The following is a 14,347-nucleotide window of genomic DNA, read 5'->3' as shown; positions in this document are numbered from 1 at the left end:
TGCGGGTAGGCCGGATCCACCGGCAGGTACGCGGCACCGGCCTTCAGCACACCCAGGACCGCCACCACCGACTCCACCGACCGCGGCAGAGCCACGGCCACGGTCTGCTCAGGACCGACACCCCGCGCGATCAGCGCATGCGCGAACCGATTGGTTCGGATGTCGAGTTGACGATAGGTCAGCTCGACGTCGTCGCAGACGAGCGCGACCGCGTCGGGGGTCGCCGTCACCTGCGCCGCGAACATCTCCGGCAGGCTCGCCCCGGCCGCCCCGCCCTCGACGGCGGGCAGCAGCTCGCGGCGCTCCCCGTCGGACAGCAGGTCGATCCCGCCGATCGGCCGGTCGGGCGCGGCGACGACCGCGGCCAGCAACCTGGTCCACCGGGCGGTCAGGGTCTCGACCGTCGAGCGGTCGAACAGGTCGGTGCTGTACTCGACCGCACCGCTCAGCCCGGCCGGCGCGCCGTCGGGCCCGTGCTCCTCCGCGAACCCGAAGGTCAGGTCGAGCCGCGCGGTCCCGGTGAGCACGCTCACCCCGCGGACCTGGAGCCCCGGCAGTTCGAAGTCGTCACCCGGCGCGTTCTGTACGACCAACCCGGTCTGGAACAGCGGGTGATGGGACAGCGAGCGGGACGGGTTCAGCGCCTCCACCAGGTGTTCGAACGGCACGTCCTGGTGCGCGTACGCCGACAGCGCCGTCTCCCGCACCCGGCCCAGCAGCTCCGCGAACGACGGGTCGCCGCTGGTGTCGGTGCGCAGCACCAGCGTGTTCACGAAGAACCCGACCAGATCGTCCAGCGCCTCGTCGGTACGCCCCGCGATCGGAGACCCGATCGGGATGTCCGTACCCGCACCCAGCCGCGTGTACAGCGCCGCCAGCGCCGCCTGGAGCACCATGAACAGGGTCGCGCCCGAGCGTCGCGCCAACTCCGCCATTGCCGCGTGCAGTTCGGCGTCGATCCGGAGCTCCAGCAGGTCGCCGCCGTACGACATGGCGGCCGGACGCGGCCGGTCGGCAGGCAACCGCAACTGCTCGGGCAGCCCGGTCAGCGCCTCGGTCCAGTAGGTGACCTGGCGGGCGAACACGCTGTCCGTGTCGTGCTCGTCGCCGAGGATCTCGTGCTGCCACAGGGTGTAGTCGCCGTACGTCACCGGCAGCGGCGGCCAGGCAGGCGCCCCGCCGCCCTGCCGCGCGGTGTAGGCGGTGGCCAGGTCACGGGCCAGCGGACCCATGGACCAGCCGTCCCCGGCGATGTGGTGCATCACCAGCAGCAGCACGTGCTCGTCCGGCGCGAGCGCGAACAGCTCGACCCGCAGCGGTACTTCCGAGGTCAGGTCGAACGCCCGTACCGCCGCCTCGCGCAGCAGCGCGGGGATCTCCGCCTCGTCGGCCGCGCGTACGGTCAGCGGGACTGCGGCCTCGGTGATGTCCAGCACCCGCTGGTGCGGGACGCCTGCGAGGTGCGGGAAGACCGTGCGCAGGCTCTCGTGCCGGGCCACCACGTCCGCGAGCGCGGCGCTCAGCGCGGCCCGGTCGAGGTCGCCGGTCAGCCGCAGCGCGAGCGGCATGTGGTACGTGGCGCTCGGCGCCCCGAACTGCTGGAGGAACCAGAGCCGTCGCTGGGCGAACGACAGCGGCATCGGCTCGGGTCGGGGCCTGGGCACCAGGGCCTGCCGCGCGGTGCCCGCGTCGTGCAGCCCGGCCGCCACTCCGGCGGGGGTCGGGGTGCGGAACAGGCTGCGCAGCTCCAGCTCGACGCCGAGGGTCGCCCGGACCCGGGAGACCAGCCGGGTGGCGAGCAGGGAGTGCCCGCCCAGGTCGAAGAAGTCGTCGTCGACCCCGACCCGGGCGAGGCCCAGCACCTCGGCGAACAGCTCGCACAGGATCTGTTCCTGCGGCGTGCGCGGCGCCCGGCCGGTCGCCGTGGTCACCGGCTCGGGCGCGGGCAGCGCGGCCCGGTCCAGCTTCCCGTTCGGCGTCAGCGGCAGCGCGTCCAGCAGGACGAACGCGGACGGCACCAGGTGGTCCGGCACCCGGTCGCGCAGGTACGCCGCCAGCGCCGCCGCGGTGGTCCCGGTCCCGGTCAGGGGGACGACGTACGCGACGAGCCGGTCCTCCCGGGCGAGCACCGCGACCTGGGCGACACCCGGGTGCGCGGTCAGCTCGGCCTCGATCTCGCCCGGCTCGACCCGGAAGCCGCGGATCTTCACCTGGTGGTCCACCCGGCCCGCGAACTCCAGCTCGCCGTCGGCGCGCCAGCGCACCAGGTCACCGGTGCGGTACATCAGCGCGCCGCCCGGACCGTAGGGGTTGGCGACGAACCGGGTGGCGGTGAGTCCGGGCCGGTTGAGATAGCCGCGGGCGAGTCCCGTCCCGGCCAGGTACAGCTCGCCCAGCACGCCGGGGGCGACCGGTCGCAAGGTCGAATCCAGCACGTACACCCGGCAGTTGGTGATCGGTACGCCGATCGGCACCGGCAGCGGGCAGTCGGCGGGGTCGGCCGGCAGCGGGTAGGCGGTGATCACGTGGGTCTCGGCGGGGCCGTAGTGGTTGTGCAGCTCCCGGCCCGGACGACGGGCCTGGAGGCGGCGTACGGCACCGCCGAGTCGCATCGCCTCGCCGGCCTGTGCGATCAGCCGCAGCCTCGGCAGTTCGAGACCGGCCTCCTCGGCGGCCTCGGCCAGCGCCTCGACCACCAGGTTGGGTGCGAACAGCTCCTCGACCCGGTGCCGGTCCAGCCAGCGGGCGAACAGCTCGGCGCTGCGGCGCTGTTCCTCGGTCGGCACCACGAGGGTCTTGCCGTACAGCAGCGCGGAGAGTGTCTCCTGCACCGAGACGTCGAAGCTGATCGCGGTGAACTGCGCGGTACGCGTGCCGGGTTCGCCACCGACGGCCCGGTGGTGCCAGGCCAGCAGGTTCAGCAGCCCGGCGGCGGGCATCACCACGGCCTTGGGCCGGCCGGTGGAGCCCGAGGTGTAGATGACGTAGGCCGGGTGCCGCGGGTCCACGGCGACGGCCGGATCGTGCTCCGGCAGGTCCCCGTCCGGTGTGACGGCCGCGAGGTCGTCGAGCACCACGGCAGGCCGCGCGTCGTCCAGCATGTACGCGATCCGGGCGGCCGGGTAGTCCGGGTCGACCGGCAGGTAGGCCGCGCCCGTCTTGAGCACCGCGAGGACCGCGACCACCAGCTCGGCGGAGCGCTCCAGCCGCAGGGCGACGACCTGCTCCGGCCCCACCCCGCGTGCGATCAGCGCGTGCGCCAGGCGGTTGGCCCTGCGGTTCAGCTCCCGGTAGGTCAGCACCGTGTCCTCGAACACCACCGCCGGGGCGTCCGGGGTCGCCCGGACCTGCGCCTCGAACAGTACGGGCAGGGTGGTTGCGGGCATCGGACGCGCGGTGTCGTTGCGTACGACCAGCAGTTCGTGCCGTTCCTCGGCGGTGAGGACGTCGATCCGGCTCAGCGGCCGGTCCGGCTCGGCGGCCACCGACGCCAGCAGCCGCAGCCACCGGGCGACCAGTGCCTCCACCGTGGCGGGGTCGAAGAGGTCGGTGCTGTATTCGACCCGTCCGACGATGCCCTCGGCCGGGCCGCCGGTGCCGCCGCGCTCCAGCAGGTGGAAGCCGAGGTCGAACATCGCCGTCGGCGTCCGCACCAGGACGATCTCGGCGGTCAGACCGCTCAGCGCGAACTCGGTGCGGGGCACGTTCTGCAGCGCGAGCAGCACCTGGAACAGCGGCTGACGGGCGAGCGACCGGGACGGGTTGAGGGCCCCGACGACGTGCTCGAACGGCAGGTCCTGGTGCGCGTAGGCGGCGAGCGCGCGCTCGCGGACCCGGCCGAGGAGGTCGGCGAAGGTCGGGTCGCCACTGGTATCCGTGCGGAGTACCAGGGTGTTGACGAAGAATCCGACGAGGTCGTCCAGGGCCTGGTCGGTCCGGCCGGCGATCAGGCTGCCGACCGGGATGTCCTCTCCCGCGCCGAGCTTGTCCAGCAGCGCCGCCAGGGCTGCCTGCAGCACCATGTACACGCTGGCGCCGTGGTCCCGGCCCAACCGGACCAGACCGGCGTGCAGTTCGGCGTCCAGTTCGATCGCGAGGTGGCCGCCGGAGTAGGAGGGGGTCGCGGGGCGGGGGCGGTCGGCGGGGAGCCGGATCTGCTCCGGCAGGTTCGCCAACTGCTCGGTCCAGTAGGCCTGCTGGCGGGCGAACAGGCTGTCCTGCTCGGCCGGGTCGCCGAGCAGTTCGTGCTGCCACAGGGTGTAGTCGGCGTACTGGACCGGCAGGGGCGCCCACTGTGGCTCCTCGCCCCGGCAGCGGGCCGCGTAAGCGGTGGCCAGGTCGGCGGCCAACGGGCCAAGCGACCAGCCGTCACCCGCGATGTGGTGGATCACCAGCAGCAGCACGTGCTCGTCCGGTGCCGCCGCGAACAGCTCGGCGCGCAGCGGCGGTTCGGCCGCGAGGTCGAATCCGCGCGTCGCGGCCGCCACCAGCAGCCCCGGCAGGTCGCTCTCGTCGGCCGTGGTGACCGGCAGCGGCGGCCGGACCGTCCGCGCGTCCAGCACGTCCTGGTACGGCACCCCGTCGACCTGGGGATACACCGTGCGCAGCGTCTCGTGCCGGTCGACGACGTCGGCCAGCGCCTCCTCCAGAGCCCGCCGGTCCAGCGGTCCGGAGAGCCGCCACGCCAGGGGCATGTTGTAGGCGGGACCGGAGCCCTCCAGTTGGTGCAGGAACCACAGCCGCCGCTGGGCGGACGACAGCGGCACCAGTTCGGGCCGCTCGGCCCGTCCCAGGGCGAGCCGGGCCCGGTCCGCGCCGCCCAGCCCGGCCGCGAGTCCGGCCACGGTCGGGGTGTGGAACAGGTTGCGCAGCGCGAGTTCCACGCCCAGGGTCGTCCGGACCCGGGCCACCAGGCGGGTGGCCAGCAGGGAGTGTCCGCCCAGGTCGAAGAAGCTGTCCTCGACGCCGACCTGCGGCAGGCCCAGCACCTCGGCGAACAACCCGGCCAGCACGTGTTCCTCGGGCGTGTGCGGTGCCCGGCCGGACCCTGTCACGGTGGCCTCGGGCTCGGGCAGGGCGCGCCGGTCCAGCTTGCCGCCGGCGTTCAGCGGCAGGACGTCGAGGGGGACGAACGCGGCGGGCACCATGTAGTCGGGCAGCAGCTCGCGCAGGTGCCCCCGCAGGTCCTCCGGTCGGAGCTCCGCCCCGGTGACGGGCACCAGGTAGGCGGCCAGTCGGGTGTCGCCCGCCCGGTCCTGGCGGACGGCCACGGCGGCCTGCGCGACCTGCGGGTGTTCCGCCAGTGCCGCCTCGATCTCGCCGAGTTCGATCCGGAAGCCGCGCACCTTCACCTGGTCGTCGGTGCGGCCGAGGAACTCCAGGTTCCCGTCCGCTCCCCATCGCACCAGGTCGCCGGTGCGGTACATCCTCGTACCGGCCGGCCCGAACGGGTCCGCGACGAACCGTCCCGCGGTCAGCCCCGGCCGGTTCAGGTAGCCACGCGCCAGGCCCGCGCCTGCGATGTACAACTCGCCGGCCACACCCGGGGGTACGGGTTGCATGGCGTGGTCCAGCACGTGGAGGCGGGTGTTGGCGACCGGCCGGCCGATCACCGGGCGCGGGCTCGACTCCAGCGGTGCGACGACCGAGTTCACCGTGCACTCGGACGGTCCGTAGAAGTTGAAGCAGGTCACTTCGTCGGTCGCGCGCAGCCGTTCCCACAGCTGTTCCGGTACGGCCTCGCCGCCCGCCGCGACCATCGCCGGACGCCACCGCGGACCGTCCAGCAGTCGTTGTCCGACCAGAACGCGCAGATACGACGGGGTGGCGCCGACGTAGTCCAGCTCGTGCCGCGCGGCGTACTCGACGAAGGCGTCGGGGTCGGTCCAGGTGGCGTCGTCCGGGACGTGCAGCTCGTGGCCCGCGAACAGGCCGAACAACTGGTCCCAGGACGCGTCGAACGACACCGACGTGGTCAGTCCCACCCGCAGCCGCCGCTTCGGACGCCGCTCGAACAGCAGCGGCCTCTGGTTGGCGAACAGGTTGAACAGGCCACCGTGCGTCGCGAGTACGCCCTTGGGCCGTCCGGTGGAGCCGGAGGTGTAGATGACGTAGGCCGGCTGTTCCGGGGCGACGGTCGCCTCCGGGTCCGTCGCCGGGCGGCCGGCCACCCGGGCCGCGGTCTGCGGGTGGTCGGTCACCAACCGTCCGGTGCGAGCGGCCTCGGGCAGCCGGCCGTGGGTACCGGCGTCGGTCACCAGCAGGACCGGCCGGGCGTCGTCGAGCATGTGGGCGATCCGGGCGGCCGGGTACTCCGGGTCGACCGGAACGTACGCGGCGCCGGTCTTCAGCACCGCGAGGATCGCCACCACCAGCTCGGCCGACCTCGGCAGGGCCACCGCCACCAGTCGCTCCGGCCCCGCGCCCCGCGCGATCAGCTCGTGCGCCAGCCGGTTCGCGCGCGCGTCCAGCTCCGCGTACGTCAGCGAGGCGTCCGGCCCCACCAGCGCGACCGCGTCCGGCGTCGCCCGTACCTGCGCCCGGAACACCTCGGGCAGACTCCCGGCGGGGAGCTGCACCACCGGACCGGTGCCCAGCGCCCGCAGCTCACGCTCCTCGTCCGCGGCGAGCAGACCGATCCCGCTGAGCCGCCGCCGCGGTTCGGCGATCACGGCGCGCAGCAGCCGGACCCACCGCCCGGTCATCGTCTCGACGGTGGCCGGGTCGTACAGGTCGCCGGCGTACTCGACCAGCCCGTCGATCCCCTCCGGGGAACCGTCCGGCGCGTGCCGCTCGGACATCGTGAAGATCAGGTCGAGCTTGGCGGTGGTCGTCGTCAACGGCATGTCGCCGACGCGCAGCCCGGGCGGGGCGAAGTCGGCCCGGGGCGCGTTCTGGAGCGCCAGCATGACCTGGAACAGCGGGTGGTGCGCCAGCGACCGGACCGGGTTGAGCGCCTCGACGAGGTACTCGAACGGCAGTTCCTGGTGGGCGTACCCGGCCAGCGCGGTCTCCCGGACCCGGCCCAGCAGCTCCGCGAAGGTCGGGTCGCCCGAGGTGTCCGTGCGGAACACCAGGGTGTTGACGAAGTAGCCGACCTGGTCGTCCAGGGCCTGGTCGGTCCGGCCGGCGACCGGGCTGCCGACCGGGATGTCCTCTCCCGCGCCGAGCTTGCTCAGCAGCGCCGCCAGCCCGGCCTGGAGCACCATGAACAGGCTGGCGCCGTGCGTGCGGGCGAACTCGCGGAGTCCGCGGTGCAGTTCGGCGTCCAGCCGGGCGTGCACGAAGCCGCCCCGGTGCGAGGCGACCGCCGGGCGGGGCCGGTCGCCGGGCAGCTGGAGCTGCTCCGGCAGGGCGGCCAACTGCCCCGTCCAGTAGGCCGCCTGGCGGGCGAACAGGCTGTCTCCGTCGGCCGCGTCGCCGAGCAGCTCGTGCTGCCACAGGGTGTAGTCGGCGTACTGGACCGGCAGCGGCACCCACTGCGGCGCCTCGCCCCGGCGGCGCGCCGCGTAGGCGGCGGTCAGATCCTGTGCGAACGGGCCCAGCGACCAGCCGTCACCCGCGATGTGGTGGAGCACCACCTGGAGCACGTGCTCGTCCGGCGCGAGCTCGAACAGGTTCACCCGCAGCGGGATCTCGGACGCGAGGTCGAACGGAAGGGCCTTGGCGGCCGCCAGCGCGTCCGGCAGGACGGCCTCGGTGGTCCGTGCCGTCTCCAGTCGCGGACGGGCCGCCGCGACGTCCAGCACCCGCTGGTACGGGACGCCCTCCACCGCCGGGAAGACGGTGCGCAGGCTCTCGTGCCGCTCGACGACGTCCGCCAGCGCGGATTCCAGGGCCCGCCGGTCCAGGTTCCCGGAGAGCCGCCACGCCAGGGCGATGTGGTAGTTGGCGCCCGCGCCTTCCAGTTGGTGCAGGAACCACAGTCGCCGCTGGGCGAACGACAGCGGGACGGACTCGGGCCGCGGGCGGGGCGCCAGGGCGGTCTGGGCCCGGCGGGCACCGGCGAGGGCGGCGGCCACACCGGCCGGGGTCGGGGTCTCGAACAGGGTGCGCAGCTCGAGCTCCACGCCCAGGGTCGTGCGGACCCGGGCGGTCAGGCGGGTCGCCAGCAGCGAGTGCCCGCCGAGGTCGAAGAAGCTGTCCTCGACACCGGCCTCGGCCACTCCGAGGACCTCGGCGAACAGCTCGCACAGGATCCGCTCCTGCGGTGTACGCGCAGCGCGGCCGGTGGTCGCGGGGGCCAGGTCGGGTGCGGGCAGCGCGCGTCGGTCCAGCTTGCCGTTGGCGGTCAGCGGCAGGCCCTCCAGGGTGACGAACGCGGCCGGCACCATGTACTCCGGCAGCCGCTCCCGCAGGTGCGCGCGCAGTTCGGCCGGGCCCGGGGCGGCGCCCGGGGCAGGCACCAGGTACGCGACCAGGCGGGTGTCGTCGGTCCGGTCCTGTCGCGCCAGGACGGCGATCTGCGCGACGGCCGGGTGGGTGGCGAGCGCGGCCTCGATCTCGCCGAGCTCGATCCGGAAGCCGCGCACCTTCACCTGGTCGTCGGCCCGGCCCACGAACCGCAGGCCGCCGCCCGCGGACCGGCGTACGACGTCGCCGCTGCGGTACATGCGCGCGCCGGCCGGCCCGAACGGGTCGGCCACGAAGCGCCCGGCGGTCAGACCGGGCCGGTTCAGGTAGCCGCGCGCCAGCCCGGCGCCCGCCACGTACAGCTCGCCGGGCACGCCCGGGGGCACCGGCCGCAGACGGGCGTCCAGCACATAGGTACGCAGATCGGGGACGGCCGTGCCGATCTCCCCGGCGGCGGTGCTGGACCGGTCGAGCGCGGCGTGCGTCACATGCACGGTGGTCTCGGTGATGCCGTACATGTTGACCAGCCGCGGCGCGTCGTCCGGGTGCCGCTCGTACCAGTTCGCCAGCCGGGCGATCTCCAGGGCCTCGCCGCCGAACACCACGGTGCGCAGGGCGAGGGAGCGGCCGGTCTCCGGCGCCTCCTCGTCCGCCTGCATCAGCTGGTAGAACGCCGACGGGGTCTGGTTGAGCACCGTCACCCGCTCCCGGGCGAGGAGGTCCAGGAACCGGCGGGGCGAGCGGCTGGTCTCGTGGTCCACGACCACCAGGCGGCCGCCGTGCAGCAGCGGGCCCCACAGCTCCCACACCGAGAAGTCGAAGGCGTAGGAGTGGAAGAGGGTCCAGACGTCGTCGGCCGAGAAGTCGAACAGCTTCTCGGTGGTGCCGAACAGCCGCACCACGTTCCGGTGCGTGACCACCACGCCCTTGGGGTCGCCGGTGGAGCCGGAGGTGTAGATGACGTAGGCGGCGTGGCCGGGGGCGAGGGGGACCTCCGGGTCCGTGTCCGGCAGCCCGTCCAGGTCGGCGGCGTCCAGCAGCAGCCGGTCCACCGCCTCCGCGCCCGGCAGGTCGCCGGTCCCGCTCGTGGTCACGAGGAGCGCGGGCCGGGCGTCCCGGAGCAGGTAGGCGATCCGGGCGGCCGGGTACTCCGGGTCCACCGGGAGGTAGGCTGCGCCCGCCTTCAGCACGGCGAGCACCGCCACGACCTGCTCCGCCGAGCGCGGCAGGGCCAGCGCCACGCGCTGCTCCGGGCCCACCCCCCGGTCGATCAGGGCGTGCGCGAGCCGGTTCGCGCGGGCGTTCAACTCGTCGTACGTCAGGGCTGCTTCGCCGTCCGTGAGGGCAACGGCGGCCGGGTTCGCCCGTACCTGCCGCTCGAACAGCCCGGTCAGGCTGCTCTCCGACAGCTCCTCGCCCGGACCGGCGGGCGCGGGGAGCAGCGCGCGAAGCTCTTCGGCGGACAGCACGTCCACCTGGCCGATGCTCCGGCCGGGGTCGGCGACGACGGCGCGCAGCAGCCGCAGCCACCGCTCGACGATCCCGGTCACGGTGGTCTCGTCGAACAGGTCGGTGCTGTACTCCACCACGCCCGACAGGCCCTCCTCACCGGGCTGTTCGCCCAGGATGAAGGTCAGGTCGCACTTGGCCGTACCGGTGTGGACCAGGTCGGTCGTCACCCGCAGCCCCGGCAGGTCGAACGTGCCGAGCGGCGCGTTCTGCAGGGCGAGCATGGTCTGGAACAGCGGGTGGTGCGCCAGCGTCCGGGCCGGGTTGAGCGCCTCCACCAGGTGCTCGAACGGCACGTCCTGGTGCGCGTACGCGGCCAGCGCGTCGGCCCGCACCCGGCCCAGCAGTTCGGTGAACGACGGGTCGCCGGAGAGGTCGGTGCGCAGCACCAGGGTGTTGACGAAGAAGCCGACCAGATCGTCCGCGGCCTCGTCGGTGCGTCCGGCGATCGGCGTCCCCACGGGTACGTCGGTGCCCGCGCCGAGCCTGCCCAGCAAGGCGGCGAGTCCTGCCTGGAGCACCATGAAGAGGCTGGCCCCGCCGTCACGGGCGAGTGTGCGCAGACCCTGGTGCAGCTCGGCGTCGATCCGCACCGGCAGGTGGGCGCCCCGGTAGGACATCGCGGCCGGCCGGGGCCGGTCGAACGGCAGCTCGACCTGCTCCGGCAGGTTCGCCAACTGCTTTCGCCAGTAGGAGAGTTGGCCGTTCAAGAGGCTGTCCGGGTCGGCGCCGTCGCCCAGCAGCTCCCGCTGCCAGAGGGCGTAGTCGGCGTACTGGACCGGCAGCGGCGACCACTCCGGCTTCCCGCCCTCGGCGCGGGCCGCGTAGGCGGCCGTGAGGTCCCGCGAGAGCGGCCCCGTCGACCAGCCGTCGCCGGCGATGTGGTGCACCACCAGCAGCAGCACGTGCTCCTCGGCCGCCGTCTGGAAGAGTTCGGCGTGCAGCGGCGGCTCCTCGGCGAGGTCGAAGCCGTACCGGGCCGCCTGCGTCAGCCGCTCCGGCAGCTCGCGTTCGCCGAGTTCGGTCACCCGCAGCCGCGGCCGGGCCTCCTCCGGGTCCAGCACCCGCTGGCACGGCACGCCGTCGGCCGTCGGGAACACGGTGCGCAGGCTCTCGTGCCGCTCGACCACGTCGGCCAGAGCGGCTTCCAGGGCCCGCCGGTCCAGGCTCCCGGACAGCCGCAGGGTCAGCGGGATGTTGTAGGTGGCGCTCGGGCCCTCCATGCGGTGCAGGAACCACAGCCGTCGCTGCGCGAAGGACAGCGGGACGGTCTCCGGCCGCTCGCGCCGCCCCAGCGCCGGACGGGCCCGGCCCGCGACGTCCACGGCCGCCGCCAGTTCCGCCGGCGTCGGCGCGTCGAACAGGTCGCCGAGCCGCAGCTCGACGCCGAGGATCGAGCGGGCCCGGGCGACCAGCCGGGTGCCCAGCAGGGAGTGCCCGCCGAGGTCGAAGAAGCTGTCGTCGAGGCCGGGCTCGGGCACCCCGAGCACCTCGGCGAACAGCCCGACGAGCAGGTGCTCGGTCGCGGTGCGCGGTGCGCGGCCCGGCGCGGCGGGCTGCCGCCCGGGCGCCGGGAGGGCCCGCCGGTCCAGCTTGCCGTTCGGGGTCAGCGGCAGCGCGTCCAGCAGTACGTACGCGGCCGGCACCATGTGCCGGGGCAGCCGGTCCCGCAGGTGGTCGCGCAGGTCGGTGTCGGTCACGGTGGCGCCGGGCTCGGGCACCGCGTAGGCGACCAGCCGGGGTTCCTCCTCGGCGTGCACCGTCACGGCGGCCCGGGCGACCTGCGGGTGCTCGGCGAGGACGGCCTCGATCTCGCCGAGCTCGACCCGGAAGCCGCGGATCTTGACCTGGTCGTCGGTGCGGCCGAGGAACTCCAGGTTCCCGGCCGCGTCCCAGCGCACCATGTCCCCGGTGCGGTACATCCGCGACCCGCCCGGCCCGAACGGGTCCGCGACGAAACGCCCGGCGGTCAGCCCCGGTCGGCCGAGGTAGCCGCGGGCCAGCCCCGGGCCCGCGATGTACAGCTCGCCCGCAGCACCGGCCGGCAACGGACGCAGGGCGCCGTCGAGCACGTACAGCCGGGCGTTGGTGACCGGACGGCCGATCACCGGTCGCGGGCTCGAACCCAGCTGCGCCACCACCGAGTTGACGGTGCACTCGGACGGTCCGTAGAGGTTGAGGCAGGCCACGCCCTCCGCCGCCCGCAGCTGCTCCCACAGCCGCTCCGGAACGGCCTCGCCGCCCGCCGCGACCAGTGCCGGACGCCACTGCGGATCGCTCAGCAGCCCGTGGGAGACAAGCACCTGGAGGTAGGACGGGGTGGCTTCGATGTAGTCCAGTCCGCAGCGCACCGCGTAGCCGACGAAGGCGTCGGGGTCGGTCCAGGTCGCGTGCTCCAGGACGTGCAGCTCGTGGCCTCCGAACACGGCGAGCAGCTGGTTCCAGGAGGCGTCGAAGGACACCGAGGTGGTCAGCGCCACCCGCAGCCGCCGCCGCTCCTCGATCACCGGCGCGAGGTGCACCTGCCGGAGGTCGGTGAGCAGGTCGAGCAGGCCGCCGTGGGTCGCCAGCACGCCCTTGGGCCGACCGGTGGAGCCGGAGGTGTGGATGACGTACGCCGGATGGCTCCGGTCGACGGCCACCATCGGGTCGGCCGCCGGGCAGTCGGTCACCAGGGCGGCCGTCTCCGGGGCGTCGAGCACCAGCCGGCCGACAGGTCCGGCCTCGGACAGCTGCCCCTCGCTGCGGGAGTCCGTGACCACCAGGGTCGGCCGGGCGTCGTCGAGCAGGTACGCGATCCGGGCGGCCGGGTACTCGGGGTCGACCGGCACGTACGCCGCCCCCGACTTCAGCACGGCGAGGATCGCCACCACCAGCTCCGCCGAGCGCGGCAGGGCCACCGCCACCAGCCGCTCGGGGCCCGCTCCCCGGGCGATCAGGGCGTGCGCCAACCGGTTGGCCCGCGCGTCCAGTTCCGCATACGTCAGCGAGACGTCGCCGCACACCAGCGCGACCAGGTCCGGAGTCGCCCGGACGTGCTCCCGGAACAGCTCCGGCAGGCTCGCGTCCCGGGCCGGAGCCACCGGTCCGGTGCCGAGGGCCGCCCCCTCACCGTGCTCCTCGGCCGTGAGCAGGTCGATCCGGCCCACCATCTCGTCCGGGTCGCAGTCCGCGACGGTTTCCAGCAGCGCCATCAGCCGCTGCTGGTGGGCGACGAGTTCGCCGTCGCCGTAAGCGTCCGGCGAGCCGTTGAGCACGAGCCGCGGACCGCTGCCGTCCCGGTCGGCGAATGCCCAGACGGCCAGGTCGGTGGTCGCCACCTCGGACAAGTGGTGCACCGTGACGGCATGTCCCGCGAAGCTCGCCTTCGACTCGAAGGCCATGATGTTCACGACCAGCGGGAACGCCGTCCCGATGCTGCCGGGCACGCCGAGGTCCCGAAGCAGGTCCTCGCTCCGATAACGCTGGTGCGCCAGGGCTGCGTCCACCTCGCCCGCCACCTGTGCGACGAGTTCGCGCCACCTCATGTCGGGTCGCACGGCCAGGCGCAGGGGCACCGCGTTGGACACGGCGCCGGGCGCCGACACCAGACCGGACTGGGCCCGCTCCCGGCCTGTGACGGGAAGGCAGAGCACCACGTCCCGGGAGCCGGTCAGCCGGTGCGCGTAGAGAGCCGTCGCCGCGATCAGCAGACGGGACCACCGGACGCCGATACGCCTGGCCGCGGCCCGGAACGCTTCCGGACGCAAGACTTCCGACTCCCCGGTGCGGAGCACGGAGCGGGCGGGACCGCCCGGAGCCCGGCCGACGATCCGGGTGGGGGCCGGGCGGTCGGCGAAGCGCTCCGTCCAGTACGTCCGGTCCGTGGCGAACTGCGTCGAGGCGCGGTAGTCGGCGTCCGCCGCCACCAGGTCGTCCAGCGAACCGAACGCGCACCGCGGCACCTCCCGGCCCTCGGCCAGCGCCGTGTACGTCTGCGCGACGCGCTGCCGGACGAGGGCGAAGCCGTACCCGTCCATCACCAGGTGGTGGTAGCTCTGGTACCAGAGGTGGTGCGTCGGCGAGAGCCTGATCAGCCCGAGGCTGAACAGCGGATCGCGGCCGAGGTCGAGCGGGCGGACCCGATCGTCGTCCATCCACGCCCGGGCCGCCGCGAACGGCGCCGGCTCCGCCCCGAGGTCGAGGAAGGCCGGCGCCCAGTCCCAGGTCCCGCGGACGACCTGGCGCGGCCCGTCTCCGTCCTCGACGAAGCTCACGTGCAGGGCGTCGACCTCGTCGACCACCTGCCGCACCGCGGCCTCCAACAGCTCCGCGTCGACCGGCCCGTGGATCTCCACACACTCGCCGATGCGGTAGGCGGGAAGAGCCGTCCTGGAACGCTGCTCGGCGAGCCAGATCTCACGCTGGGCCGCCGTCAGGGGAAAGGAGTCGCCGTCGCGACGGGACATGGGGGGATACCTCCGGGAGTGGGGGGAGGAGTGGGGGG

1 protein-coding gene is annotated in these 14,347 nt (G+C 74.1%); it reads right to left on the bottom strand.

Going from position 1 to position 14,347, the window contains the following annotated elements:
• On the bottom strand, positions 1 to 14,309 hold a 14,309-nt coding region (locus ACZ60B_RS41380), incomplete at its 3' end, for an amino acid adenylation domain-containing protein (RefSeq protein ID WP_469396865.1).
• Between the last annotated feature and the right edge of the window lie 38 nt (positions 14,310 to 14,347).

The sequence above is a fragment of the Streptomyces sp. NPDC104096 genome, from assembly GCF_055584385.1.
This window is presented reverse-complemented; position numbering and strand designations above follow the sequence as displayed.